Genomic DNA, 26211 nt, shown 5'->3' with positions numbered 1-26211 from the left:
ATTCGCCGGGGCCCGCCGCGTGATCGACTCGACCGATCCGCGGTGGCCCCGCCACCGTCGTCCCGAGCCAGGAGACCGACGACGACAACCCTGACGTTCGTCCCCGCCACGTCCGCCAAGTGGTTCCCCACGGGAGTCCACGTCGGTCGCGGCGCGACGGTCTCGATCACGGCGACGGGCCGGATCCGGATCCAGAACAGCGCGCGGGAGTTCGGTCCCGAGGGCGACGGCGGCCGGGCCGACGGCCGGTCGATGGTGGCGTCACTGCCCTCGGTCGCGCTCCTCGGCATGATCAGCCCGGAGGTGCCGCGCTACCCGCTCGCCCCGGACGCCCCGCCCCGTCCGGCCTTCCTCGTCGGACCGGCGGTGCAGCACACCGCGACCGAGGACGGCGAGCTGTACCTGATCGTCAACGACAACGTCGACTTCCACCACGACAACACCGGCTCGTTCACCGTGACCGTCGACGTGCGGTCGCCGGGGATCCCGGCGAAGACCGACCTGGAGCGCGGCCGCGAGTACACGTCGCCGTCGGGTGCCTATGCCCTGCGGTTCCAGGACGACGGGAACCTCGTCCTGTCCCGTCGCCCGGACGGCACCCCGGTCTGGGCGCTGCAGCGGGTGCTGGGTGACCGGTGGTCGGGCCACTCGCGCGTCGAGTTCGACGGCGACGGGCACCTCGTCGTCCACGACGCCTCCGGCGCCCCGGTGTGGACCAGCCCCGGTGCCGCCCGTCCCACGGCGCTCCTGTCCGTCACCGACGACGGCCGGATCGTCATCTCCGACAACGGAACGACGCTCTGGTCGAGTAGCTGACCGTGAGGACGGCGGCGGTCGCGCGCACGGAGCGTGACCGCCGTCGTTGCCCTCGCCACGGTCGTGGGGGGCCCCGATAACGGCCGACCGGCCCTGGCCGATGATGCCGGGCGTGGAGATTCACCAGACCCCGCTCCCCGGATCGGCTCTCATCGACCTGAAGCGACTCGAGGACGACCGCGGCTTCTTCGCCCGTGCCTTCTGCGAGCAGGAGTTCCGCGACGCCGGGCTGGACCCGACGATCACCCAGTGCAACCTCTCGTACAACCACGAGGCGGGCACCCTGCGCGGCTTCCACTACCAGCTGGAGCCGAACGCCGAGGTCAAGGTCATCCGCTGCGTCCGCGGCGCGATCTTCGACGTGATCGTGGACCTGCGCCCGGACTCCGACACCTACCTGCAGTGGTTCGGCGCCGAGCTGTCCCAGGACAACTACCGGGCGATGTACGTGCCGCGGAACTTCGCGCACGCCTACCTCACCCTCACCCCGGACGCGACGACGATCTACCAGGTCTCGACGCCCTACACCCCGGGCGCCGAGCGCGGCCTGCGCTGGGACGACCCGGCCCTGGACGTCGCGTGGCCGCACGCGGTCGACCACGTCTCGGACAAGGACGCGAACTGGCCGCTGCTGGCCGACAACGCCGACTTCCCGTCGGTCACCGGAGCCCGCTGATGCTGATCCTTGACACCGCCCTCGCGAAGCGCGCCGCCGAGAACCGCCCGATCCGCGTCGGTCTGGTCGGCGCCGGGTTCATGGGCCGCGGCCTGGTCAACCAGATCGTGAACTCCACCCCCGGGATGGACGTCGCCGCGATCGCCAACCGCACCGTCGCCACCGCCGTGCGCGCCTACACCGAGGCCGGGCTGGAGCCGGTCGAGGTGTCGACGACCGCGCAGGTCGAAGCCATGATCGCGAAGGGCGTCCCGGCCGTGCTGGACGACGCCTTCGCGCTGCTCGCGGCGGAGAACATCGACGTGCTCGTCGACGTCACCGGCGCGGTCGAGTTCGGCGCCCGGGTCACCGTCGCCGCCATCGAGCGCGGGCTGCCCGTCGTCACGATGAACGCCGAGCTCGACGGCACCGTCGGCCCGCTGCTCGCGCACCGGGCCCGCGCGGCCGGGGTCGTGCTGACCGGCGCCGACGGCGACCAGCCCGGCGTCCAGGCCAACCTGCTGCGCTTCGTGAAGGGCATCGGGGTCACCCCGCTCGTCGCCGGCAACATCAAGGGCCTGCAGGACGAGTACCGCACGCCCACCACGCAGCAGGCGTTCGCCGAGAAGTGGGGGCAGGACCCCTACATGGTCACCAGCTTCGCCGACGGCACCAAGGTGTCGTTCGAGCAGGCGATCGTGGCCAACGCGTTCGGCTTCACCGTCGGCAAGCGCGGCATGTACGGGCGCGACCACGCCGGGCACGTCGACGAGCTCACGCAGACCTACGACGTCGACGAGCTGCGCGAGCTGGGCGGCGTCGTCGACTACGTGGTCGGGGCCAAGCCGGGCCCCGGCATCTACGTGCTCGGCACCCACGACGACCCGAAGCAGCGCCACTACCTGAACCTGTACAAGCTCGGCGAGGGCCCGCTGTACAGCTTCTACACCCCGTACCACCTGTGTCACTTCGAGGTCCCGAACACCATCGTGCGGGCCGTGGACTTCGCCGACGCCGCGCTGAGCCCGCCCGCGGGGCAGCGGGTCGACGTCGTCGCCACCGCCAAGCAGGACCTGCGGGCCGGGCACACCGTCGACGGGCTGGGCGGCTACGACACCTACGGCGTCGCCGAGTCCTCGCCGGTCACGCGGTCGGAGCGGCTGCTCCCGATGGGTGTCGCGGAGGGCTGCACGCTCATCCGCGACGTCGCCAAGGACGCCGTGCTCACCTACGACGACGTGACCCTGCCCCCGGGCCGGCTCGTCGACGCGCTGCGCGAGGAGCAGGAGAAGCTCTTCGCCTGAGCGGCCCGCAGGCCGCGGCGCCGGGTCAGTAGGCGCCGCGGCTGCGGAGCACCGCGCCCACGGTCTTCCACAGGATCAGCAGGTCCAGCGCGGGGGTCCAGTTCTCGACGTAGCGCAGGTCGAGGCGGACCGACTCCTCCCAGGTCAGGGAGCTGCGGCCGCTGACCTGCCACAGGCCGGTCATGCCGGGCTTGACCAGCAGGCGGCGGCGGGCGTCGTCGGCGTAGGCGGCGACCTCGCGGGGCAGCGGCGGACGCGGCCCGACCAGGCTCATCGACCCGCCGAGGACGTTGAGCAGCTGCGGCAGCTCGTCGAGCGAGTACCGGCGCAGGAACGCCCCGACCCGGGTGACGCGCGGGTCGCGGCGCATCTTGAACAGCGGGCCGTCGCCGTGGTCGTTGGCCAGCGACGCGAGCCGCGCCTCGGCGTCGACGCACATCGACCGGAACTTCAGCATCCCGAAGGTCCGGCCGTGCGTCCCGACGCGCTCCTGGCGGAAGAACACCGGGCCGCCGTCGCCGAGCTTCACCGCGACGGCGAGCACCAGGAACAGCGGACCGACGAGCAGCATCAACAGCGCGGCCACCGCGCGGTCCGCGACATACTTGACGATCTTCGACGCGCCCGAGAACCGCGGCTCGGACAGGCGCAGCAGCGGCATCCCGTCGACCGGGGTGATGTGCATGCGCGGCCCGGCGATCTCCATGAGGCCGGGATCGACGGCGAGCTCGGTCTCGGACCCCTCCAGGTCCCAGGCGAGGCGGTGCAGCCGCGCCGGACCCCAGCCCGGCGAGCGGCAGATCGCGACGACCCGGTGCCCGCCGTCGCGGGCCAGCCCGGTCACGGCGTCGAGGTCGCCCAGCACCGGGACGCCGTCGACGACGTAGCCGCCCCCGGTGCCGGTGCCGGTCGGGGTGCACACCCCGGTGACCCGCCAGCCGAAGTACGGGTCGCGACGGGTGCGGCGGATCAGGTCCGCCACGCACGCCTCCTCGCCGACCGCCAGCACCGGGGCCAGGCCCCGGCCCCGCGCCCGCTGGGCGTGCAGCATCTTGCGCAGCGCGAACCGCACGCCGAGCAGCGCGAGTCCGGTGCCCGGCACGAGCAGGAACACCCACTCCCGCGACGAGTCGACCATCAGCGCCAGGCCGCCCAGGGCCAGTGCCACGTCGGCGAGGACCACGGCCCGGGCCACCCGCACGAACTCCGCCGACCCGGTGCCGAGCACCCGGCCGTCCCAGGCGCGGGACAGCGGCAGCGCGACGGCCAGCAGACCGGCCGCGAGCAGACCCGAGCCGATCCGGGCGCGGTCGGCGGCCTCGAAGCCGGTGAGCCCCACCAGGACCGCGACCGCGGTGAGCACCGCGACGGTCGTGAGGTCGCCGAGGACGACCAGGGCGGTGAACCGTCGTCGCCCGTGCTCGGGGTCCGGATGCGGGCCGGGGCGGTGGGCCCCGCCGTCCGCCACGGGGACCCGTGGGCTCGGGACCGTCCACTCGGATGCGTGCGAGACGTCGGGGTGCGTGCTCACGGGACGGCAGGCTCCTTGGGAGAGGGGGCCACGGGGCCGCTGGGGTCGGCGCCGTCGCCCGGCCGGTACACGGAGTGCACCGTTCGCTGTCCCCGTTGTCGGCCCTCGCGCGCGGACCGTTAACGATCACCGGCCGGTATCCGCGGAAGTTGCGCCGATCGCCCTACAGCGGTCCGGAGGTTGTCATCACCTTTGTGGATCGCGGCGTCTCATCAGAATTGAGTAACGCCGCCGGGCCCGAATGCGACAGGTGATCGAACGATCATCCTGCGTGAGGAGGCGACGGGTGCCGTTGCGCCGCTTCGACCGGACGTCCTGGCCCGAGCACGGTCCGCACCGCGAGCTGCTCGACCTGCTCGACACCGTCCACGACCGGAACGGCTGCCGGTCCGAGCGCGACATCGCGCGCCGGCTGCGGACCCCGGTGACGCGGGTCCGCGGCATCGTCCGCGGACGGACCCTGCCCGACGACGAGGCCGCGACCCGCGCGCTGCTCGCCGCGCTGGCCGGGGACGGGGGAGTCGACCCCGCCACGGCCGACCGGGCCGCGGCGCTGACCGCGGCCGCCCGCCGGGAGCACGACGGCGTCGCGCCGTGGCCCGCCGCCCGCCGGACGGGCCGGCCCCTCTGGTCGCACCCGGGTACCGCCGCCACGTCGGCGGGTCCCACGACGGGGCGCCGACGGACGACGGTGGCCGCGGTCCTGGTCGTGCTCACCGCCGCCGTCGCCACGGCCGTCGTGCTGTCGGGGCACCTGCCGTTCTGAGCCTCCGGTGCCGGGGCCTCGCGGACCCGGGGCGCCGTGGGTAGTGTCCGGTGACGCCGGGGCGGCCTGATGACACCGCTCCCCGGTGAGCTCGTCCCCGCCCGGGCCCCGCACGCCTCCGCCGCGTGCCGCCCGGGACCGTTCCGCACCCGTTCCGCGGTGCCGTCATCAGGAGCTGCGATGCTCGACCGTCTTCCCGCCCTCGCCCTCGCCGAGCGCGGAGCCTCCCGCCCCGACCCGGTCGTCCTCGGTGGCGTCCCGGTCCTGCCGATGCCCGAGCACGTCGTCGAGGCGGTGCGTGCCGTGGCGGGCACCCCGTTCCCGCGGCTCAGCCGGGGGTCGCCCAGCCTGCGCGCGGCGCTCGCCGCGCGCATCGGCGCGGACGACCCGGACCGCGAGCTACTGGTCACCCACGGCGCCCAGCACGGCATGAGCGTGGCGCTGCGCGCGCTCCTCCGGCCCGGCGACGAGGTGCTGGTCCCGACCCCGACCTACTTCTTCGACGGCATGGTCCGGATGGCCGGCGCGCACCCGGTGCACGTCCCGGCCCGCACCGACGACGGCTGGGCGGCCGACCCGGCGGCACTGGCGGCCGCGATCACCCCCGCCACCCGCGCGCTGCTGCTCTGCAACCCGAACAACCCGACCGGCCACACCCCCACCCGGGACCGGCTCGCCGAGCTCGTCGACCTCGCGGCGCGGCACGGGCTCGTCGTGCTCTCCGACGAGTCCTACGAGCGCTACGTCCACGACGGACCCGGCTACGTCCCGCTCCAGTCCCTGCGCGACCGGCACCCGGACCTGGTGACGGTGACGAGCCTCAGCAAGAACTACGCGTTCACCCACTGGCGGGTCGGCTACGTGCACGCCCCCGCGCCGTTGCTGAACCGCGTGCACACCGCGTTCGAGTGGGACGCGATCAACGTCGGGGACATCCCGCAGGCGGCCGCGGAGGCGGCGGTGACCGGCCCGCAGGACTGGCTCGACACGGTGTTCGGCCTGTTCCGGGGCAAGCGGGACCTGCTGGTCGAGACGCTGCGGACGGCGGACGTGCCGGTCGTGCCGCCGACGGCGGGCATCTTCGCGTTCGCCGACCTGTCCCGGATCGGCGCGGGCCGGGAGCTGGAGGACGCACTGCTCGCCCGGGGGATCGTCGCACTCGCGGGCGACGCGTTCGGCGGCCCCGCCGACCACGCCCGGCTGTTGTACGGCGGTCCGGACGCCGGGATCGTCGAGCTCGGGCGCCGACTCGCCTGACTACAGGGGGAGCGCGATCGGGGCGCTGGTCACCGCGGCACTCGCGGTCAGCGCCCCGACGATCTCCCGCTGCGCGGACGCCGTCCGCCGGGCCATCGCGGCCCGCGCGGTGTCCGGCTCCCGGGCGAGGACCGCGTCGACCAGGGCCCGGCGCTCGTCGATCCGCCCGGGCGGCATCGACGGGTCCAGCCGCAGTGCCAGCCGGACCACCCGCTCCATCTCGTCCAGCGTGTCGACCGCCGCCGCGGCGAGCCGGGCGTTGCGGCAGCCGTTGGCGATGATCGACTCGAACTCGTAGTTGTCCCGGAACCGCTCCTCGAAGCGCGGTCCGCCGAGCTGGCCGTCCTCGTCGTCGACGCAGAGCTCCTGCAGGCGGGCCGCCTCGCCGGCGGACAGGCCGTGCCGCGCTGTCAGCGCCGCGGTCTCGGACTGCAGCAGCGAGCGCATCGCGCACAGGTCGCCGACGTCGCTGAGGGTCACGGGGGAGACCACGTACCCGGCGCGGGGCTGCGGGGTGACCAGCCCGTCACGGTGCAGCCGGGCGAGCGCCTCGCGGACCGGGGTCTTGCTCAGCCCGAACTCGCGCGCGACCGCCTGCTCGGAGAACTGGGTGCCCGGTGGACGGTGCAGCTCGATGATCGACCGCTTCAACCGCCGGTAGGCGGTCTCCATCAGCCGGTCGGCCGGGGGCGGTTCGCGGAGCAGATCCGGCTCGTGACGCACCGTCGAACGATAGCAGCGTCCGGCCGGTGGAATATGTTCCAGCGATGTCAAGGATCTCAACGGGGTCTTGCTGAGATCTCAGACGCCTTCTACTGTGCATTCCACTTGGCAACCCGGGCGGCGTCGCCCGTCATCACGACGCCGGTCCGGGTACCGCACTCGCGCAGACGGAGGTCGTTCGTGGCCCACTCACCCCCTGCCGGTTGGCGGGTCGGAGCCGATGTCGGTGGCACCTTCACCGACGTCGTCGCCCTCGGCCCCGGCGGACGGATCGTCCCCATGAAGGTGCTCTCGACCCCGCCGGCCTTCGGCGAGGGTGTCGTCACCGCGACGACGGCCGCGGTGCAGGCCGCGGGCGTCACCGCGGCGGAGGTGACCGGGATGCTGCACGGCACCACGGTCGCCACGAACGCGATCCTGGAGAAGGACGGCGCGGTGACCGCACTGGTCACCACCGCCGGGTTCCGGGACGTGCTCGAGCTCGGGCGGCTCCGTCGCCCCACGCTCTACGACCTCGGCTGGACCAAGCCCGCCCCGCTCGTCCCGCGCCGCAGGCGCTTCGAGGTCGACGGCCGGATCCACGCCGACTCCACCGTCGAGCCCGCCGCGACGCCCGGGCGGATCGCACGGGTCGCGGAGGAGATCCGGGGCTCCGGCGCCGCGGCCGTCGCGGTGTGCCTGGTGAACTCGCACCTGCGCGCCGACGAGGAGCGGCGGGTCGCCGCGGAGCTCGGCCGGCTGCTCCCGGGCGTCTACGTGACCGCCTCGGTGGACCTCGGCGCCGAGCCCGGGGAGTTCGAGCGCACCAGCACCGCGGTGGTGAACTCCTACGTCGGCCCCACCGTCCAGGACTACCTGACCGTGCTGGAGCGGGACCTGGTCACCGCCGGGGTCACCGCCCCGCTGCTGGTGATGCAGTCCGGCGGCGGGCTGCTGGACGCGGAGAAGGTCGGCCGACGCCCGGTCGAGATCATCGAGTCCGGCCCGGCGGCCGGCGTGACCGCGGTGGCGGCGCTGGCCCGCGCGATGGACCTGCCCGGCGTCGTCGCCTTCGACATGGGCGGCACGACGGCCAAGGCCTCGCTGATCGAGGACGGGTCCCCGTTCGTCTCGGCCGACTACGAGGTCGGCGGCGGCATGAACGTGGCCCGCGGACTCGGCTCCGGCGCCGGCTACCCGGTGCGGGCGCCGTCGATCGACATCGCCGAGATCGGCGCCGGTGGCGGCAGCATCGTCCGCACCGACGCCGCCGGGGCGCTGCACGTCGGGCCGTCCAGCGCGGGCTCGCGCCCCGGCCCGGCCGCCTACGGCAACGGCGGGGAGCGGCCCACCCTGACCGACGCCAACGTCGTCCTCGGCTACCTCAACCCGGAGGCGATCGCCGGCGGGCGGGTGCGGATCCACCCCGACCTGGCCGCCAAGGCGCTCGCCGGGGTGGCCGCCGAGCTGGGCGCCGGGGTGCCCGAGACCGCCCGGGGCGCCTACGACGTCGCCGTCTCCGGGATGACCACCGCGGTCAAGGCCGTCACCAGCGAGCGCGGCCGCGACCCGCGCGAGACGACGATGGTCGCCTTCGGCGGGGCGGGCCCCCTCTACGGCGCCGCGCTGGCCCGCGAGCTGGGCATCGGCACCGTCGTCGTCCCCACCCACCCCGGCCTGTTCTCCGCGCTGGGTCTGCTCGTCGCCGACATCGAGCGGCACGCCTCGGCCGCCCACGACCCCGACCGGGCCGACGCGGCCGCCGTCGGCGACGAGTTCGACCGGCTCGCCGCCGTCGTCGAGGCCGAGCTGCGGTCCGCCGCCGCGGACCGGGAGGTCGTCGTCGAGCGGTTCCTGGACCTGCGCTACCGCGGCCAGCGCTTCGAGCTCCGGGCGCCGCTGCCGTCCGGGCCGCTCGACGAGGCGGCGCTGGCCGCCGCCCGCGAGTGGTTCCACGCCGAGCACCGGCGCACCTACGGCCGCCGGGGCCCCGACGAGCTCGTCGAGATCGTGACCCTGCGCGTGGTCGGGCGGGTCGGGGCCGGTGTCCGGCTGGACGACGCGCTCGCCGCGCCGCTCCCGCCCGCGGCACCGCAGACCCGCCGCCGGTGCTTCTTCGACGGCCGGGAGGTCGACGTCCCGGTCGTCGGCCGGGCCGCGCTGGACGCGACCCCCCGGACCGGCCCGCTGGTCGTGGAGGACATGGACTCGACCACGCTCGTCCCGCCCGGTGCGACGGCGCACCGCGACCAGCTCAACAACATCGTCATCTCCTGGAGCCGACCGTGATCCGCGACGCCGCGACCTTCGAGGTCTTCCGCAACGCCGTCACCGGCGCCGCCGACGAGATGGCGATCACCGTGCTGCGCACCGCGCACAGCCAGATCGTCGCGTCGAGCATGGACTTCTCCGCCGCGCTGTGCGACGCCACCGGGCGGACCATCGCCCAGGCCAACACCTGCCCGGTGCACCTCGGCTCCATCCCCGACGCGATGGACGCGGTGCTGGAGCGCTTCGGCGACACGCTCGCCGACGGCGACGTCTACATCCTCAACGACCCCTCGCTCGGCGGGATGCACCTGCCCGACGTCTTCGCGGTGACCCCGGTCTTCGTCGACGCCGTGCTGGCCGGGTTCGCGGTCAGCGTCGTCAACCACGCCGACGTCGGGGGATGGGCGGCCGGCTCGATGGCCGTCCAGTCGACGAGCATCTTCGCCGAGGGGGTGCAGATCCCGCCGTCCCGGCTCGTCGAGGCCGGCCGGACCAACGAGACGTTCCTCGAGCTGATCCTGCGCAACGTGCGCGAGCCCGAGCTGTTCCGGGGCGACCTGGAGTCCCAGCTCGCCGCCAACCACACCGGGGCCCGCGGCCTGCGGGACCTGGTGGAGCGGCACGGCACCGGGGAGTTCGGCCGCCTCGTCGACGAGCTGCTGGACTACTCCGAGACCCTGCTGCGGGCCGAGCTCGACGGCGCGGTCGCAGGCACCTACGAGTTCGCCGACCGGATCGACGACGACGGGCTCGGCGGCGACCCCATCCCGTTCCGGGTCCGGGTCACCGTCGACGCCGACGGCCTGGGCTTCGACTTCACCGGCAGCTCGCCGCAGGTGGCCTCCGCACTGAACGCCACCGCGTCGTTCACCCGCTCGGCCTGCTACGCCGCGGTGCAGGGCCTGCTCGCCGCCGACATCCCGGCCAACAGCGGCTTCCAGCGGGTGTTCCGCTTCGAGATCCCCACCGGCTCCATCCTCGACGCGCACCGGCCCGCCGCCCGCGGCGCGCGCGGGCTCGTCGCCTACCGGCTCATCGACACCGTCCTCGGGGCGCTCGCCCCGGTGTTCCCCGACCGCACCCCCGCGGCCGGCGACGGCGGGCCGAACTCGGTGGTGATCGGCGTGACCGGCGACGACGGCTCGTCCACCGTGCTCTGGGACGTCCTGTGCGGCGCCTGGGGAGCCCGGCCGGACCAGGACGGCATCGACGGGATCAGCCCGCTCGGCGCCAACCTCGCCAACACCCCGGTCGAGGACATCGAACGGTCCGGCCACGTCCGCATCGACGGCTACGGCTACCTCACCGACTCGGCGGGCGCCGGCCGCTACCGCGGCGGGCTCGCCACCTTCCGGGACATGACCGTCCTCGCGTCGCAGGCGACCGTCCAGATCCGGTCGGACCGGCGCACGTCGCTGCCCTACGGTCTCGCCGGTGGCTGCGACGGCACGCCGTCGGTGAACCTGCGCGACCCCGGCCCGGACGAGGTCCTGCTCGACACCAAGCCGCACCTCACGCTCCCCGCGGGCGCCCGGCACCGGCAGACCACCGCCGGCGGCGGGGGACACGGCGACCCGTTCACCCGCGACCCCGAGGCCGTGCTCGACGACGTCCTCGACCAGAAGGTCAGCCCCCGCGGCGCCCGCGAGGACTACCGCGTCGTCGTCACCGACGACGGGCACGTCGACCACCCCGCCACCGCACTCCTCCGCTCGGCCCACTGAGGCCACACACCGGAAGGCCACTGTCATGAGCAGCAGTGACGTCATGGGCACGGAACCGGAGATCCAGGACGAGGCGGAGCGCCGCCTGTGGCGCCGGATCGCCTGGCGCATCATCCCGATCGTCGGGCTCGCCTACCTGATGAGCTACATCGACCGGGCCAACCTGGGCTACGTCGCCCAGCCGATGTCCCGCGAGCTGGGGCTCGACGCGGCCCAGATCGGTCTGGCCGGTGGGCTGTTCTTCATCGGCTACGTCCTGGTCGAGGTGCCGAGCAACATGGCGCTGCGCCGCTTCGGGGCCCGCAAGTGGATCACGCGGATCATGGTCACCTGGGGCCTGATCACCGCGATGACCTCCTGGGTGGACTCCGCGACGCACCTCTACCTCGCCCGGCTGGCCCTGGGATTCGCCGAGGCCGGGCTCGCCGCCGGCATCCTGCTCTACCTCACATTCTGGTTCCCCCGGAAGGTGCGGTCCTGGGTGATGGCGACGTTCTTCCTGATGATCCCGCTGTCGTCGATCGTGGGTGCCCCGCTCGCCGCGGCCCTGCTGTCCTGGGGCGACGCGCTGTTCCCGCTGGCCGCGTGGCGGTCGCTGTTCCTGGTCGAGGGCGTGCTGACGCTGCTGATCGCGGTGGTCGTCTTCTGCCTGCTGCCGGACCGTCCGTCCGACGCGAAGTGGCTGTCCGACGACGACCGCGCCCGGGTCGAGGCGGCCCTGCGCGCCGACGAGGAGAAGCGCATCGCCGGCGGGGCGATCAGCGGGTTCGGCGCCTCGCTGCGCAGCGGCCGGGTGTGGGGGCTCGCGATCGCGTTCTTCGCCGTCGTCTTCGGCCTCTACCCGCTCGCGTTCTTCCTGCCGACGATGATCTCCACGATCAGCGACGCGGCGGGCGGCGACGTGAACAGCGTGCTGGTCTCGGCGATCCCCGCGGCCTTCGCGATCGTCGTGATGATCATCTGGTCGCGGGTGTCGGGCCGGCTCAGCGCGGTCACGGCGACCGTGGTGCCGATGGCCGTCGGGGCCGCCGGGCTGGTGCTCGCGACCTTCGCCGGGAGCGGGTTCCTCTTCGTCGCGGCGGTGTGCCTGAGCACCGCCGGGATCTACAGCGCGATGCCGCAGTTCTGGCGGATCCCGCCGCTCGCGCTGACCGGCGCCGCCGCGGCCGCCGGCATCGCGGTGATCAACTCGGTGAGCAACCTGTCCGGCTTCGTCGGGCCCTACGTCACCGGTGCGATCCACGACGCGACCGGCAGCTACACCTGGGCGCTGCTGACGATCGCGGCGGTCATGGTGGCCGGCATCGGAGTCGTGCTGACCACGGGCCGGCGGATCGAGAGGACCATGGACCGCTGAGCCGCGCGGGCCGTCACGGTCGGGCCCGGGCCCGGCGCCGGTGGTCGCGGACCAGCAGCGCCCCGGCCACCAGGACGAGCAGCCCGGGGACGGCCGCGGCCACGGGTAGCGCGGCCAGCGACAGGCCGGCGTTCGCCGCCAGCGCCACGACGAGCAGCGTCCAGAGCAGCGGGCGGGACGGCGGGCGGGACGGTGCGGTCCGGTCGTCGGCGGTCATGGTGGTGCCTCCTCGCTGGTCGGCGGCCCGGGTGGCCGTCCGCTGCGACCGAGCCTGACCCGGCACGTGTCCCTCCGGCATCGGCCGGAGGGACGCGGTCGGGCACCTCCGTCTTTCGATGCAGATCGCGCCCGGCCGCGCCCCGGGCCGGGCGCCGTGTCCGATGATGGGCGCGACCGATCGTCCCGCCGGGGGAGGCCCGCCGTGTCCACCGCAGCGCAGCAGCCCCGGCGAGCCCCGCTCCGGGTCCCGGCCGCGGTCGGGTGCGCGGTCCTCGCGACGGCCCTGCTGCTGGCCCTGCCGTCCGCCGTCGGTGGGGACCCGGACCTCGGGCCGGTGCCCCGCACCGGTGGGGCCGGGTGGTGGGCGGTCGTCGCGGTGCTGGTGGCCCAGGCGGTGACGGTCGTCTGGGTGAGCCGGTCGCCCGTCGTGGCGTTGCTCGGGGTGACCGCGCTGCCCCTGCTGCTCGCGTGGGCGGCGCCGGGCGGGGCGTACAGCCTGACCGCGGTCGCCGAGCTCGCCGCGGTGTTCCTCGCCGTCGTCGCCCGCCCCCTGCGACGGCTGTGGGGCGCCCTGGCCGGGGCCGGGCTGCTGCTGGCGACGGGCCAGTTCGTCAACGAGGTCGGCCGGGGAGCGGGGGCCGGGCCGGCCGCCGCCGGTGCGGTGGCGCAGGCGGCGGTCGTCGTCGGGCTGCCGTTGCTGGTCGGGCTGGTCGTCGCCGCCCGGCGGGACGCCGAACAGGCACGCCGCAACGAGGTGCTGGCGCTGCGCCGTGAGCAGGACGCGGTGCTCGCGGCCGCGATGTCCCGCCAGCGCACCGCGCTGTCCCGCGAGCTGCACGACATCGCCGCCCACCACCTGTCGGGGATCGCGGTCATGGCGGCGGCGATGGACCGGCAGATCGAGTCCGACCCGGCGACCGCGAGACGGTCGGCCCGCGGGATCCGGGAGCACAGCCGCGCCGTCCTCGACGACCTGCGCCGCCTGGTCGGTCTGCTGCGCGAGGAGACCGACGCCGACCGACCGCCCGCCACCCTCGACGCGGTGGCCGCCCTGGTGCGGGCGCGGCGGGCGTCGGGCGCGGAGGTGGATCTCGTCGTGGCCGCACCGGAGGTCGACCTCGGGCCGCTCGCCCAGCTCGTCGCCCACCGGATGGTGCAGGAGTCCCTGGCCAACGCGGCCGTGCACGCACCGGGCGCCCGCTGCGTGGTCGAGATCGGCGCGCCCCGCGACGGGTGGGTCGCCGTCGTCGTCCGCAACGGTGTGCCCGCCGGACCCGACCCCGGCCCCGGCGGCGGGTTCGGGCTGGTCGGCATGGCGGAGCGGGCGCAGCTCGTCGGCGCGGACCTCACCCACGGGCCCACCGCCGACGGCGGCTGGGAGGTCCGGCTCACGCTCCCGCTCGGCGAGACGGTCGGTACGGTCGACGCGACCGCACCGCGCCCGGAGGCCCCTGCATGATCCGTGTCCTCGTCGCCGACGACCAGCCGCTGGTACGCGCGGGCCTGGCGTCGCTGCTCGGGGCCGAGCCGGACATCGACGTCGTCGGTGTCGCCGCCGACGGGACCCGGGCCCTGGAGCTGGCCCACGAGCTGCGGCCCGACGTCGCCTGCCTCGACATCCGGATGCCGGGCCGCAGCGGCATCGAGGTCGCCCGGGAGCTGTCCGCCGCCGGTGGCGAGGTGGCGGTGCTGGTCCTGACGACCTTCGACCTCGACGACTACGTGTTCGGCGCGCTGGAGGCCGGGGCGTCCGGGTTCCTCCTCAAGGACTCCGACCCCGACGACATCATCCGCGCGGTCCGCCAGGTCGCCGCGGGCCAGGGCACGATCGACCAGACCCTCACCCGCCGCATCCTGCGCGAGTTCGTGCACCGGCGGAGCCTGCAGCCGGTGACCGGCCGGCGGGCGGAGGAGCTGCTCACCCCCCGCGAGCACGAGATCCTCCTCCTGCTCGCCCAGGGGATGTCCAACGACGACATCGCCCGGACGCTGGTCGTCGAGCAGTCGACGGTGAAGTCCCACCTGGCCCGGATGCTGCCGAAGCTGGGGGTCACCTCGCGGCTGCAGGCCGTCGTCTGGGCCTACCAGAACCACGTCGTCGAGGTCCCCGACGCCCGGGGCACACCGGGCTGACACCGCGGTCCTGCATCCTTCGATGCAGCCGTGGAGCTTCCATCGCCGGTGGCTCGTCCGGGGGCCGTGACCGGCCGAGACTTCCCGGCATGGTCATCTCGACGGACAACCCGCCCAGGTCACGCGACGGATCCGGGCTCGCCGGGGCGATCCGGCGCCGCCCGCTGCCGAGCTTCTTCCTGCTCGCCAACCTCATGAGCTGGACGGCGTGGACGCCCTACGTGCTCTCCCGCAACGGGCTCGGCGTCTGGGACTTCCGGTTCCCCGACGTCCTGGGGACCGGCCAGATCCTCGGCGTGCTGCCCGGCGCCTACCTGGGCCCCATCGCGTCGGCGTTCCTGGTGACGGCGGTCGCCGACGGGCGGCCCGGGCTGCGACGCTGGGTCGGGCGGATGTGGCGCTGGCGGGTCCGGTGGCACTGGTACGCGCTCACCCTGCTCGGGGTGCCCGCCGCGATGCTGGTGACCGGATTCGTCTTCTCCGGCGGCCGGATCGTCGCGCCGTCGCTGCTCGTGGTCGCCGTCTACGTTCCCGCCCTGCTCCTTCAGATGGTCACCACCGGGCTCGCGGAGGAGCCGGGCTGGCGCGACTTCGCCCTGCCCCGCCTGCAGCGCCGGTTCGGCCCGCTGGCCGGGACGATGGTGCTCGGCCCGCTGTGGGCGCTGTGGCACATGCCGCTGTTCCTGACCGACTGGGGCGGCGGGTCCGGCGCGGACTGGACCCGGCCCGCGGCCTTCGTGCTGTTCTGCCTGGCCTTCAACATCGTCATGACCTGGGTGTTCAACCGCACCGGGGAGAGCCTGCCGATGGCGATGCTGCTGCACGTCGGCGTCAACAACTTCGCGTCGGTCGTGTGGTCGGAGACGTTCCCGGCACTGGACGTGAACCGGTCGATGCAGGCGATGGCCGCGGGCAGCGTCGTCGTGGCGGTCGTGGTCCTGGCCGGCACCCGGGGCCGCCTGGGCTACGACCACCGGCGCACCCGGTAGCGGCGCGCGGGGCCCTCCCGTCATCAGAACTGGGGACCTCGGCGGAGTTCGCGATGGATCATCAGAATCGATGATCCGACACATCGCGTAGCAGACGACTAGGCCGTTCGGTCCAGTGATGTGCGGCCGAAAAGATCACTGGCGGCGGGGTTTTCCCTGCTCACCGCACCTCTCGATCACGACGCGGTCACGGCGGGTCCCCGGCGGCCGGCGCGGACGGCCCAGTCCGGCCGCCACGCGTCGTAACGGGGTGTCGGGAAGCGTCGATGCACGCTCCACACGGGAACGATCACGCCCCCAGGGGGCCGGCGGGACAGCGCGCCGAGCCCTCGGTCCGGCGTGCCCACCGCACGTTCCCGACCGAGATCTGGGAGGTACGCCGGTGACCGCGAGCGTCGCGTCCGGCACCCCGCAGAACCGGGCGCCCGCCGTGGGGGCCCGGTCGCTGCACGACTTCAGCCGCATCTCCGGCGAGGTCACCGAGCCGCCGCCGGCCGGGGAAACGTACCGGGTGCGGTACCGCAACCTGCACGACGGGCAGGGCCGCCGCTGGGCGGGCACCCTGGCCATCATCGGCGCGAACGTCGCGTTCGAGGTGCTGTTCGTGGTCTGGCTGCTGCAGCCCTCCCACCACCCCGACGTCGACGAGCGCTGGTGGATCCAGGCCGCGAACGTCTTCGTCATCGGCTCCATCGCGCTGGTCGAGACGATGCGCCTGGTCAACGTGTTCTCGCTGTCGCTGGCCTCGGTGCTGGCCCGCGACCCGGTCCCGGTCCGGCCGGACCCGGAGCTGCGGGTCGCGTTCCTGACCACCATCGTCCCCGGCTCGGAGCCGATCGAGATGGTCCGCGCGACGCTGGAGGCCGCTCGGCGGATCCGGCATGCCGGCACCTTCGACGTCTGGCTGCTCGACGAGGGCGACGACCGCGAGGTCCGGCGGATGTGCGCCGAGATCGGTGTCCGGCACTTCTCCCGCAAGGGCGTCGCCGCCTACAACGAGCCGTCGGGCTTCTTCAAGGCCCGCACCAAGCACGGCAACTACAACGCCTGGGTGCACGCCGAGGGCCACCGCTACGACGTGTTCCTGTCCGTCGACCCCGACCACGTGCCGCTGGCGAACTACGCCGAGCGGATGCTGGGCTACTTCCGGGACCCCGACGTCGCGTTCGTCGTCGGACCGCAGTGCTACGCCAACTGCGACAACTTCGTCACCACCGCCGCGGAGTCCCAGCAGTTCCCGTTCCACTCGCTGATCCAGCGGGCCGCGAACGCCTACGGCATCCCGATGCTCGTCGGCACCAACAACGCCGTGCGGATCTCCGCGCTGCTGGCCGTCGGCGGCCTGCACGACTCGATCACCGAGGACATGGCGACCGGGCTGGCGCTGCACGCCCGGCGCAACCCGTGGACCGGGCAGCGCTGGCGCTCGGTGTACACACCGGACGTCGTCGCGGTGGGGGAGGGGCCGTCGTCCTGGACGGACTTCTTCTCCCAGCAGCTGCGCTGGTCGCGCGGCACCTTCGTGATCCTGCAGGGCATCTTCGTGAAGCGGCTGCGCCGGCTGTCCCCGCCGCGGGCGCTGCACTACCTGCTGATCACCGCATTCTACCCGTCGATGGCGATCGGCTGGATCCTCGGCGCCGTCAACGCCTCGCTCTACCTGGCGTTCGGGGTGTCGGGCATCGTCGTCCCGCCCGCGCTGTGGCTGGCGCTCTACGTCGACGCGACCGCGTTCCAGCTGTGGGTCTACATCCGCAACCGCCGCTACAACGTCAGCCCCTACGAGCACGAGAACTCGACCGGGCTGACGGGGATGGCGATGTCGGTGCTCTCGGCGCCGATCTACGCGTCCTCGCTGGTCGCGACGGTGCTGCGGCGCCCGGCGACGTTCGTCGTCACCCCGAAGGCGGAGGCGGCGAGCCCGGACCGGGTCGTCACCTTCGCCCGGCACCTGCGCTGGTCGGCGTTCCTGGCGGCGGCGATCGCGGCGTCGTTCGCGTTCGGCTACGCCAACCTCGACGTCCTCATGTGGCCGGCGCTCGCGCTGGTCATCTCCCTGGTCCCGATGACGATCTGGCTGGGCGGCCTGCTGCGCACCCGCGGCCGGATCGCGTCCGCGGCCGAGCTCGTCGAGCTCGTGCCCGCACTCCCCGAACCCCGTGACGAGAAGATCGGAGCCGTGGCGTGAGGCGCCTGCTCTCCCGGGCGGCGCGCGCCGTCCTCGGCCGCCGTCGGCTGATCGCGATGATCGGCGTGCCCACCGTGCTGCTGGCGGTCAACGCCCCGCCCGCGTTCGCCTGGATCTCCGAGGTGCGCCACGAGGCGTGGCTGCACAGCGCCGAGTACACCGCCGCGAACGGCCGCTGGGACGTCGTCGAGCTGCCCGCGGACGTCCGGATCAACGCCATCCACGCCGCGATGCTGCCGACCGGCAAGGTCCTGCTCGTCGCGGGCTCGGGCAACGACCAGAAGCAGTTCGACGCCGGCACCTTCCGCACGCTGGTCTACGACCCGGCCACCGGCGACGCGACGGAGATCGACACCCCGTCGGACCTGTTCTGCGGCGGCCACACCTTCCTGCCCGACGGCAAGCTCCTCGTCGCCGGCGGCACCCAGCGCTACGAGGTCCTCGACGGCTTCGTGACCCACGCCGCCGGGGCGATGCGGATCCGCAACGAGAACCCCGACCGCGAGCTGCACCTCGACGAGGGCACCGTGTTCCGCAACCCCGACGGACGCGAGTACGCCCTCACCAGCCCGGCCCACGTCATGGCCGCGACCAAGACCGGCGAGGGCGACCGGACCGTCGTCACCGCGAGCGAGACCATCGGCTTCGTCGAGTCCACCGAGGAGGGCGCCGCCGGGGTCACCGAGCAGCCCGCCCAGTACGCGATCCCGGGCCTGGCCCCCGAGGACGCCGCGAACGTCTACGGCATGGGCGACAGGATGACCCTGGACAAGCAGGACTTCCAGGGCATCGCCGACTCCTACGAGTTCGACCCGTTCGCCGAGAAGTACGTGCGCGTCGGGGACATGACCCAGAAGCGCTGGTACCCCACGCTCACCGGGCTGCCCGACGGCCAGGTGCTCGCGATCTCCGGCCTCGACGGCACCGGGCAGATCCTGCCCGGCCAGAACGAGGTCTACGACCCGGCGACGAAGCGCTGGACCGACCGGCCGGACCTGTTCCGCTACTTCCCGACCTACCCGGCGATCTTCCAGACGCAGCAGGAGGGACGGCTGTTCTACTCCGGTTCCAACGCCGGCTACGGCCCGGCCGACGCCGGGCGCACCCCCGGGTTCTGGAACCTGGCCGACAACTCGTTCGCCCCCGTCCCGGGGCTGCGCGCGCCGGAGCTGATGGAGACCTCCGGGTCGTCCTGGGCCGGGCCGGTCCAGGACCAGCGGATGGTCGTCGTCGGGGGCGGCGGGGTCGGGGAGTCCCCGGTGTCCTCGGCGCGGATCGACACGATCGACCTGCGCGCCCCCGCGCCCGCGTTCACCCCGGGACCGGACCTGCGCACCCCCACCCGCTACCCGAGCGTCGTGCAGCTGCCCACCGACGACCTGCTGATCACCGGCGGCTCCGCGGACTACCGCGGCAAGGGCGCGAGCGACATCCTGCAGGCCAACCTGTACCACCCGGGCACGAACACGCTCTCGGCCGTCGCCGACCCCGCGGTGGGGCGCGACTACCACGCCGAGGCGCTGCTGCTGCCCAACGGCCAGGTGCTCACCGCGGGCGGGAACTCGCTGTTCAAGAACGTGGACAACACCAAGCCCGCCCCGTTCGAGCAGCGGCTGGAGATCTACACCCCGCCGTACCTGTTCCACGGGCCGCAGCCGGTGATCGCGAAGGCCCCGGGCGAGGCCACGCTCGGCAGCACCATGACCGTGACCAGCCCGGACGCGGCCCGGGTCGCGCAGGCCCGGCTGATCCGGCCCAGCGCGGTCACCCACGCGACCGACGTCGACCAGCGCTCGGTGCGCCTCGACATCGCCCGCAACCCGGACGGCTCGCTCGGCCTGGCCGTGCCCGCCGAGCCGACCCTGGTGCCGCCCGGCTGGTACATGCTCTTCCTGGTCGACGACGCCGGGGTGCCGTCCGTGGCGTCATGGGTCCACGTCAGGTGACACACTCCAGCATCGTGCGCTCGCTGCTGGCAGTCTCCTCCGGTGCCCTGGCCGCCGCCCTGGTGCTCGTCTCGTGCGGGGCGGGCGCGCCCACCGCGCCCGGCCCGGGCGCACCGGCGTCCGCCCCGCCGAGCGCGACGGGGCTGTTCGTGGACCCGCGCAGCGCCGCCGCCGACCAGGTCGTCCGGTGGCGCGACGAGGGCCGCGACGCCGACGCCGACCAGATCGAGAAGATCGCGTCGCAGCCGTTCCCGCACTGGGTGAGCGGCGACGTCGCCGCGGCCCAGGCCGACACGAAGGACTACGTCGACCGGGCCACCGCGGCGGGCGCCCGGCCGCTGCTGGTCGCCTACAACATCCCGCACCGCGACTGCGGCAGCTTCTCCGGCGGCGGCGCCCCGGACGGCGGCTACTACCGGAACTGGGTCACCGAGATCGTCCGCGGGCTGGGCGGCACGACGGCCACGGTCGTCCTGGAGCCCGACGCGGTGCCGCACGAGCTGTCCGGCTGCGTCGACGGCGACCTGCGCGACGAGCGCTACCAGTTGCTGTCCGAGGCGGTCGCGGCGTTCAAGGACGCGGGCGCCCGGGTCTACGTCGACGCGGGCAACCCCGGCTTCATCAGCGACGTCGACGCCCTCGCCGGGGCGCTGGAGCGCTCCGGGGTCCGCGCCGCCGACGGGTTCGCCCTCAACGTCGCGAACTTCTACCCGACCCCGCAGGTCGTCGCCTTCGGCCGGCAGCTCTCCGACCGCCTCGGCGGCGCGCACTTCGTCGTCGACACCAGCCGCAACGGGCAGGGCGTCGCCGACGAGGCGTCGCTGGGCGGGGTGCCCGCGTTCTGCAACCCGCCCGGTCGCGGGCTCGGGGCGAACCCGACCACCGAGACCGGCGACGACCGCGTCGACGCGCTGCTGTGGGTCAAGCGCCCCGGCGAGTCCGACGGGGCCTGCCGTCCGGGGGAGCCCGCCGCCGGGCAGTGGTACCCCGACTACGCCCTCGGGCTCGCGCAGCGCCAGGCGGGCTGACCCGCCCGGCGCGGCCGCTCAGTGCCGGCCGCGCCGGACCAGCTCCCGCGCCGTGCGCACGACGATCTGGGCGTCGAGCCAGAGCGACCAGTTCGCGATGTAGTAGTTGTCGTGCCGGACGCGGTCGGCGATCGAGGTGTCACCGCGCAGCCCGGAGATCTGGGCGAGCCCGGTGAGCCCGACCGGGACGCGGTGGCGGGCGGTGTAGCGCTCGTGCTCGGCGGAGAACCGCTCGACGATCGACGGCCGCTCCGGGCGCGGCCCGACCAGGCTCATGTCGCCGCGCAGGATGTTCCACAGCTGGGGCAGCTCGTCGAGCGAGGTGCGGCGGATGAGCCTGCCGACCGGGCCGACCCGGGCGTCGCCCGCGATGGACCACTGTGTCTGCTGCTCGCGCTCGTCGACCGGGCGCATGCTGCGGAACTTCAGGACGGTGAAGGGCCGGTTGTCCAGGCCGGTGCGTTCCTGGCGGAAGATCACCGGCCGCCCGCTCTCGACGAGCACGGCGACGGCGACGGCGAGCAGCAGCGGTGAGGCCAGGGCCAGCGCCAGGGCGGACACCAGGATGTCGCCGAGGCGCTTGAGCCGCCAGGACAGCCGGTTCCTCGGGTCCGCGGGCAGCCGCAGCAGCGGGATGCTGCGCAGCCGTTCGACGCCGGAGTGGTCGTGCACCAGCTCCGAGAGCCACGGGAGCAGCAGGACGCCGAGCCCGTCGCGGCGGGCCTCGATCGCGGCGTCGAGGACGGCGGCGTCGTCGACGGTGTGGCAGGCGAACACGACGACGCGCACCCGGTGCCGGGCCGCGGCGTCCCGGATCCGGGCGGACAGCGCCTCCCGCTCGCGCTCCACCACGAGGTCGAGGTCCTCGGACAGGACGTGGCCGAGCGGGCGCAGGCCGTACTCGGGGTGGGCGCGCATGGTCTCGTCGAGCTCCACCGCCCGCGACCCGGTGCCGACGATCAGCGTGGGCTCGCCGACGGCCCACCGGACCCGCAGCAGCCGGGCGGCGAACAGCACCGCGGCGCGCAGGGTCAGGGCGACCAGGGTGGCCAGCAGCACGACCTCGACCGGCCCGGCGACGTCGATGCGGGTGTCCAGGTTCTGCTGCAGGGCCATCGCCCCGGCCAGCACGAGCCCCATCGTCACGACGAGGGCGGCCAGCTCGCGGGGCAGGTCGTCGAACCAGGAGAGACGGAGCCGGGAGCGGTGCAGGCGCGCCGCCGAGCGCACCGCGAGCAGCAGCACGGAGGCGGCGACGACGCCGCGGCGCCCGGTCGGCGCGACCACGAGCACGGCGGTCCCGACGGCGACGACGTCGGTCAGCACCAGCGCCGTCCGGACGAGGCTGACCCGGGCGGCCAGCCTGCGCACCGGCGCCGGGGCGGAGGAGATGTCGGCCCGGGCGGTCGGCCCGGCCGGGCCGGGGCCGTGGCCCGCGACCGGCCGCCGGAGCGGGGGCCGGTCGCGGGTACGGGGTGTGGCGCGCGCGGGTCGACGGGCCTGCGTCGGGCCGGCGCTCACGGCCGACCGGCTACGCGGAAGGTGTTCTGCGACAAGAAGATCTACACCGCGTAGCGCGCGCTCCTACGACGGAGCGTAGCGGCGGATGGTGCCAACGTTGTCACGACGAGTAACCACCAATCGCGGGGACGGACCGAGACGTGCGTACGGCCATAGCCCGTTCGGAGGCATCGCCTGAGAACTCGCCGTACACGTGGCAGGCTCGTCGAGCACGCTACGTGCGTTACAGCGGCGAATGTGGGATCCCAGTCACTCTTTTGCTCCGCTTGCCTTCTCAACAACAACGCGTAGCGTCACAAGGCGGCATCCGGCCTCGTCGGGGATCGTGCAGTCGATCGACGACGGAGAGTGATCGATCAGCTCGACCCGCTGGTGGTGATGACCACGGTGCTCACCGTCGCCATCACCGCGGCGAGGACGGCGGCGTCGTACCGGGCCTTCAGCACCGGGTCGTCGGCCAGCCCCTTCGCGACGGCGCGGGCCCGCTTCTCCCCGGCCCGGCGCTGGGCGGTGTCCACGTCCGACAGGGCCGCCCGGACCTGGCTGGTGCTGTGCAGCAGCGCGACGAGCAGGGCGTCGTGGGCGCTCGGCGTCGTGCCGTGCACCAGGACCGAGCGCAGCCGCTCGCGCAGCGCGCGCTCGGGACCGGGGTCGGCCTCGGGCAGGCGGACGGTGCGGAACAGCCCGAGCACCTTCCCCTCCTCCCGGGACAGCACGCCGTCGGCGACGAGCCGCTGCGCGACGAGCTCGGCCGGCTTCGTGTGCTTCCACGGCAGCGTGCTCGTCCAGTGCGACACCGACCGGGGCTTCGGGTCCTCGGCGATCGTCGCGAGCACGGCGTCCAGGGCGGGATGACCGGGCGCGACGCCGGTCGGGTGGACCGTCGTCCGGTCGCCCACGGTCACGGCGCCCCGTTCGATGAGGTCGCAGAGCAGTGCACCGTGCAGCGACCCCGGGTCGAACATGCCCCAGGCCCTGCCGGACTCGTCGTCCAGACCGATGAGCAGCAGTTCCTCGGCGAGCAGCAGATCCACCATGCGGCTCGACGCTAGCGACCGGACGGGTGATGCGCCTCCTGCGCGAGGAGGAGGTCGTGCTCCGTGTACAGAGCGGAGCCGGACGCACACCGACAGTTGGCGAGACTGCCCCGGGTACCGCGCGTCTCCTTACGGTGATCATCGATCGGCGCGCGATCGAGACTCCCCGTCCCCGTCACAGAACGGTCCTTTCCGCATGCCCTTCTCCGCCCGCCGTCGCCTGGCCCTGCTCGCGCTGGCCGCACTCACCGCCGTCGCTCCCGCCCTGGTCGGAGCCGGTACCGCGGCCGCCGCCCCGGCCGCGCCGAACCCCACCGCCACCACCGCGGCCGAGCGCTACGGCTGGGGCAGGCCGACCACCGGCTCCGACGAGTTCTCCTACACCGGCGCCCCCGACCGGCGCGCTGGACGAGGGCCGGCGAGTGCTGGCCCGGCCACGCCGGGAACGGCCGTCGCTGCGCCTCGCGGTCCACGGTGGACGGGGCGAAGCTGGTGATGACCGGCCTCGCGAACGGCGACACCGGCTGGCTCGCGAGCCGCGCCGAACGCCGCTACGGCCGCTGGGAGGCCCGCGTCCGGTCCTTCGCCACCGGCCCGGCGTCGGGCAACCGCGCCTACCACCCGCTGCTCATCGTGTGGCCGACCTCGAACCGCTGGCCGCAGGACGGCGAGTACGACTTCCTGGAGAACGGGAGGCCGGGCGCGCCCTGTGCGGAGAGCTTCACCCACTACCCGCACAACGCCCGGGTGGCGGTGCAGCAGCAGTTCGCCCGCGAGACGAACTGCGGCGCCCCGCTGTCGCAGTGGCACACCATCGCCCTCGAATGGACCCCGTCGGTCGTCCGCGGCTTCGTCGACGGCCGGGAGTGGTTCCGCTTCTCGGGCGGGGCGAACGGGGTGCGCCGGAACATCCAGGGCATGCCGCGCGGCCACCTGACCATCCAGCTCGACAACTTCTTCGGGTCCCGGATGCAGCCCGCGCGCTACGAGGTCGACTGGGTGCGGATCTACGACCTGAACTGATCCGCGACGGCCATGACGTACTCGCCGTAGCCCGAGCCCGCCTGCCGCGCCCCGAGGGCGTGGCAGGCGGCGGCGTCGATGAAGCCCATCCGCAGGGCGACCTCCTCGATGCAGGCGATGCGGACGCCTTGGCGGTTCTCCAGGACGCGGACGTACTGGCCCGCCTCCATCAGCGACTCGTGGGTGCCGGTGTCGAGCCAGGCGAAGCCGCGTCCGAGGTCCTGCAGGCGGGCGCGGCCCTGCTCCAGGTAGGCGCGGTTGACGTCGGTGATCTCGAGCTCGCCGCGGGCCGACGGGGTGATGCGCGCGGCGATGTCGACGACGCGGTCGTCGTAGAAGTAGAGGCCGGTGATGGCGCGGTCCGAGCGGGGGTGCTCGGGCTTCTCCTCGATCGAGAGCAGGGTGCCGTCGGGGGCGGCCTCGCCGACGCCGTAGCGCCGCGGGTCGCGCACCGGGTAGCCGAACAGCACGCAGCCCGCGTCGCCGGAGGCGACCTCGGCGGCGCGGCGGCGCAGCAGGTCGCCGAACCCGGCGCCGTGGAAGATGTTGTCGCCCAGCACGAGCGCCGACGGCCCGCCGCGGACGTGGTCGGCGCCGATGACGAACGCCTCGGCCAGGCCGTTGGGGTGCTCCTGGGCGGCGTAGGTGATCTGCAGGCCGAGCCGGCCGCCGTCGCCGAGCAGGCGCTGGAACCCGGGCAGGTCGTGCGGGGTGGAGATGAGCAGGATCTCCCGGATCCCGGCCAGCATCAGCGTGGTCAGCGGGTGGTAGATCATCGGCTTGTCGTAGACCGGCAGCAGCTGCTTGGACACCGCCGCGGTCAGCGGGAACAGCCGGCTCCCGGTGCCGCCCGCCAGCACGACGCCCTTCACCGCGGGACCCCCGCCGTGCCCAGGTGGGCGTCCAGCCCGTCGCGCCAGGCGGGCATCGCGACCCCGGCCCGGGTCGCGCGCGACAGGTCGAGCACCGAGTTCGCCGGTCGGCGCGCCAGGTGCGGCCTGTCCGCGGCGTACTCGGCGGTCGACACCGGGCGGACGTCGCCGGGGTCGCGGCCGCAGCGGGCGAACACCTCCCGGGCCAGTCCGTGCCAGCTGACCGGCTCGCCGTCGCCGGTCAGGTGGAAGGTGCCGTGCCGCCCGGACGCGGCCAGCACCAGCAGCGCCGCGGCCAGGTCGGGGGCGAACGTCGGCCGCCCCACCTGGTCGTCGACGACGGCGGGACAGACCCCGTCGCGGGCCAGCCGCGCCATGGTGGCGACGAAGTTCCCGCCGTCGCCTACGACCCAGCTGGTCCGCACGATCACGTGCCGCTCCGGAAGCGCCGCCCGCACCGCCAGCTCCCCGGCGGCCTTCGACGCGCCGTACACCCCGAGCGGGGACGGTGGGGCGTCCTCGGGCACCGGGCCGGGCGCGGTGCCGTCGAAGACGTACTCGGTGGAGACGTGGACCAGCAGGGCACCGTGCTCCCGGGCCGCCGCGGCCAGGTGCGCGGGGCCGGCCGCGTTCGCCCGCCACGCCGCGCCCGGTTCGGTCTCCGCCCGGTCGACGGCGGTGTAGGCGGCCGCGTTGACCAGCACGTCGACGCCGGTGAAGTCGTACGCGGCGACGGCGTCGGCGTCGCCGATGTCCAGCGCCGCACGGTCGAGTGCCACCGCGCCGGGCAGTGCGGCGACCAGCGCCCGCCCGAGCTGCCCGTTCGCCCCCAGCACGCACGCGCGCACGCGCCCACCTCCCGATCGTCGGGG

General features: G+C 74.2%; 23 protein-coding genes. 16 read left to right on the top strand and 7 right to left on the bottom strand.

Going from position 1 to position 26211, the window contains the following annotated elements:
- Positions 1-42: 42 nt before the first annotated feature.
- From DMP17_RS40130 to DMP17_RS40120, 3 genes are all read left to right on the top strand, one after another.
- A complete protein-coding gene (locus DMP17_RS40130; protein ID WP_337832291.1) occupies positions 43-816 on the top strand; it encodes a hypothetical protein in 774 nt (257 codons plus the stop codon).
- Positions 817-928: 112 nt separating this feature from the next.
- On the top strand, positions 929-1492 hold the full coding sequence (gene rfbC, locus DMP17_RS40125) for a dTDP-4-dehydrorhamnose 3,5-epimerase (protein ID WP_226366692.1): 564 nt from the start codon (positions 929-931) through the stop codon (positions 1490-1492).
- Entirely contained in the window at positions 1492-2775 is a 1284-nt protein-coding gene (locus DMP17_RS40120; RefSeq protein WP_226350245.1) for an NAD(P)H-dependent oxidoreductase, read from the top strand. The genes rfbC and DMP17_RS40120 overlap by 1 nt, the downstream gene beginning before the upstream one ends.
- 25 nt (positions 2776-2800) lie before the next feature.
- Here the strand turns inward: DMP17_RS40120 and DMP17_RS40115 are convergent, their stop codons facing one another.
- Positions 2801-4306 (bottom strand): sugar transferase, encoded by a 1506-nt coding sequence (locus tag DMP17_RS40115; protein ID WP_226366691.1) that lies wholly within the window; start codon positions 4304-4306, stop codon positions 2801-2803.
- Between the two features lie 286 nt (positions 4307-4592).
- Between DMP17_RS40115 and DMP17_RS40110 the strand changes: the two genes are divergently transcribed.
- Together DMP17_RS40110 and DMP17_RS40105 are read left to right on the top strand one after the other, a co-directional pair.
- Positions 4593-5072, top strand: coding sequence for a hypothetical protein (locus DMP17_RS40110; protein ID WP_226350247.1), 480 nt, complete (start codon positions 4593-4595; stop codon positions 5070-5072).
- Between the two features lie 180 nt (positions 5073-5252).
- Positions 5253-6329 carry a pyridoxal phosphate-dependent aminotransferase gene (locus tag DMP17_RS40105; protein ID WP_337832290.1) on the top strand — a complete coding sequence of 359 codons (1077 nt, stop codon included), beginning with the start codon at positions 5253-5255 and terminating at the stop codon, positions 6327-6329.
- Here DMP17_RS40105 and DMP17_RS40100 read toward each other — a convergent pair whose 3' ends face one another.
- Positions 6330-7052, bottom strand: coding sequence for a GntR family transcriptional regulator (locus DMP17_RS40100; protein WP_226366689.1), 723 nt, complete (start codon positions 7050-7052; stop codon positions 6330-6332).
- A gap of 180 nt (positions 7053-7232) precedes the next feature.
- On the opposite strand from DMP17_RS40100, the gene DMP17_RS40095 reads away from it, so the two are divergent.
- Genes DMP17_RS40095 through DMP17_RS40085 form a run of 3 tightly spaced genes read left to right on the top strand, consistent with a single transcriptional unit; the run spans position 7233 to position 12383 of the window.
- Positions 7233-9320: a hydantoinase/oxoprolinase family protein gene (locus tag DMP17_RS40095; protein WP_337832289.1), complete on the top strand. Its 2088-nt coding sequence runs from the start codon at positions 7233-7235 to the stop codon at positions 9318-9320.
- Entirely contained in the window at positions 9317-11026 is a 1710-nt protein-coding gene (locus DMP17_RS40090; protein WP_337832288.1) for a hydantoinase B/oxoprolinase family protein, read from the top strand. The genes DMP17_RS40095 and DMP17_RS40090 overlap by 4 nt, the downstream gene beginning before the upstream one ends.
- Positions 11027-11051: 25 nt before the next feature.
- Positions 11052-12383 carry an MFS transporter gene (locus tag DMP17_RS40085; protein ID WP_226350252.1) on the top strand — a complete coding sequence of 444 codons (1332 nt, stop codon included), beginning with the start codon at positions 11052-11054 and terminating at the stop codon, positions 12381-12383.
- A 13-nt stretch (positions 12384-12396) separates the two neighbouring features.
- Here DMP17_RS40085 and DMP17_RS40080 read toward each other — a convergent pair whose 3' ends face one another.
- A complete protein-coding gene (locus DMP17_RS40080) occupies positions 12397-12600 on the bottom strand; it encodes a hypothetical protein (RefSeq protein WP_226366686.1) in 204 nt (67 codons plus the stop codon).
- 204 nt (positions 12601-12804) lie between these two features.
- Here DMP17_RS40080 and DMP17_RS40075 point away from each other — a divergent pair, with 204 nt between their 5' ends.
- The 6 genes from DMP17_RS40075 to DMP17_RS40050 all read left to right on the top strand — a co-directional run bounded on the left by DMP17_RS40075 (position 12805) and on the right by DMP17_RS40050 (position 20886).
- Entirely contained in the window at positions 12805-14061 is a 1257-nt protein-coding gene (locus DMP17_RS40075; RefSeq protein WP_337832287.1) for a sensor histidine kinase, read from the top strand.
- Complete coding sequence (locus DMP17_RS40070; RefSeq protein ID WP_226366684.1) at positions 14058-14735, top strand: response regulator; 678 nt, start codon at positions 14058-14060, stop codon at positions 14733-14735. The genes DMP17_RS40075 and DMP17_RS40070 overlap by 4 nt, the downstream gene beginning before the upstream one ends.
- Positions 14736-14824: 89 nt before the next feature.
- A complete protein-coding gene (locus tag DMP17_RS40065; protein WP_337832286.1) occupies positions 14825-15724 on the top strand; it encodes a type II CAAX endopeptidase family protein in 900 nt (299 codons plus the stop codon).
- 382 nt (positions 15725-16106) lie between these two features.
- On the top strand, positions 16107-17912 hold the full coding sequence (locus DMP17_RS40060) for a glycosyltransferase family 2 protein (protein ID WP_337832285.1): 1806 nt from the start codon (positions 16107-16109) through the stop codon (positions 17910-17912).
- A complete protein-coding gene (locus tag DMP17_RS40055; RefSeq protein WP_337832284.1) occupies positions 17909-19858 on the top strand; it encodes a kelch motif-containing protein in 1950 nt (649 codons plus the stop codon). Before DMP17_RS40060 ends, DMP17_RS40055 begins: the two co-directional genes overlap by 4 nt.
- A 14-nt stretch (positions 19859-19872) precedes the next feature.
- A complete protein-coding gene (locus DMP17_RS40050) occupies positions 19873-20886 on the top strand; it encodes a glycoside hydrolase family 6 protein (protein WP_226366680.1) in 1014 nt (337 codons plus the stop codon).
- Between the two features lie 18 nt (positions 20887-20904).
- On the opposite strand, the gene DMP17_RS40045 is transcribed toward DMP17_RS40050, so the two are convergent.
- Together DMP17_RS40045 and DMP17_RS40040 are read right to left on the bottom strand one after the other, a co-directional pair.
- Positions 20905-22407 carry an exopolysaccharide biosynthesis polyprenyl glycosylphosphotransferase gene (locus DMP17_RS40045; RefSeq protein WP_337832283.1) on the bottom strand — a complete coding sequence of 501 codons (1503 nt, stop codon included), beginning with the start codon at positions 22405-22407 and terminating at the stop codon, positions 20905-20907.
- Positions 22408-22763: 356 nt separating this feature from the next.
- Complete coding sequence (locus DMP17_RS40040; protein ID WP_226350261.1) at positions 22764-23444, bottom strand: GOLPH3/VPS74 family protein; 681 nt, start codon at positions 23442-23444, stop codon at positions 22764-22766.
- A 196-nt stretch (positions 23445-23640) separates the two neighbouring features.
- Between DMP17_RS40040 and DMP17_RS40035 the strand changes: the two genes are divergently transcribed.
- Both DMP17_RS40035 and DMP17_RS40030 read left to right on the top strand, forming a co-directional pair.
- Positions 23641-23940, top strand: coding sequence for a hypothetical protein (locus tag DMP17_RS40035; protein ID WP_337832282.1), 300 nt, complete (start codon positions 23641-23643; stop codon positions 23938-23940).
- A complete protein-coding gene (locus DMP17_RS40030; RefSeq protein ID WP_337832281.1) occupies positions 23919-24467 on the top strand; it encodes a glycoside hydrolase family 16 protein in 549 nt (182 codons plus the stop codon). The genes DMP17_RS40035 and DMP17_RS40030 overlap by 22 nt, the downstream gene beginning before the upstream one ends.
- On the opposite strand, the gene rfbA is transcribed toward DMP17_RS40030, so the two are convergent.
- Both rfbA and rfbD read right to left on the bottom strand, forming a co-directional pair.
- On the bottom strand, positions 24452-25339 hold the full coding sequence (gene rfbA / locus DMP17_RS40025) for a glucose-1-phosphate thymidylyltransferase RfbA (protein ID WP_226350264.1): 888 nt from the start codon (positions 25337-25339) through the stop codon (positions 24452-24454). The two genes, DMP17_RS40030 and rfbA, sit on opposite strands and share 16 nt — an antisense overlap.
- A complete protein-coding gene (rfbD, locus tag DMP17_RS40020) occupies positions 25336-26187 on the bottom strand; it encodes a dTDP-4-dehydrorhamnose reductase (protein ID WP_337832280.1) in 852 nt (283 codons plus the stop codon). Before rfbD ends, rfbA begins: the two co-directional genes overlap by 4 nt.
- Between the last annotated feature and the right edge of the window lie 24 nt (positions 26188-26211).

It is taken from the genome of Pseudonocardia sp. TMWB2A, assembly GCF_017312135.1.
Note: the sequence above shows the minus strand (reverse complement) of the source record. Positions and strands in the feature narration are given on the sequence as shown.

Bases quoted from the DNA above. Each gene is read 5' to 3' on its own strand.
- DMP17_RS40120 (WP_226350245.1), top strand. From the start codon at position 1,492: ATGCTGATCCTTGACACCGCCCTCGCGAAGCGCGCCGCCGAGAACCGC.
- DMP17_RS40070 (WP_226366684.1), top strand. From the start codon at position 14,058: ATGATCCGTGTCCTCGTCGCCGACGACCAGCCGCTGGTACGCGCGGGC.
- DMP17_RS40040 (WP_226350261.1), bottom strand. From the start codon at position 23,444: ATGGTGGATCTGCTGCTCGCCGAGGAACTGCTGCTCATCGGTCTGGAC.
- DMP17_RS40065 (WP_337832286.1), top strand. From the start codon at position 14,825: ATGGTCATCTCGACGGACAACCCGCCCAGGTCACGCGACGGATCCGGG.
- DMP17_RS40035 (WP_337832282.1), top strand. From the start codon at position 23,641: ATGCCCTTCTCCGCCCGCCGTCGCCTGGCCCTGCTCGCGCTGGCCGCA.
- DMP17_RS40080 (WP_226366686.1), bottom strand. From the start codon at position 12,600: ATGACCGCCGACGACCGGACCGCACCGTCCCGCCCGCCGTCCCGCCCG.
- DMP17_RS40105 (WP_337832290.1), top strand. From the start codon at position 5,253: ATGCTCGACCGTCTTCCCGCCCTCGCCCTCGCCGAGCGCGGAGCCTCC.
- DMP17_RS40085 (WP_226350252.1), top strand. From the start codon at position 11,052: ATGAGCAGCAGTGACGTCATGGGCACGGAACCGGAGATCCAGGACGAG.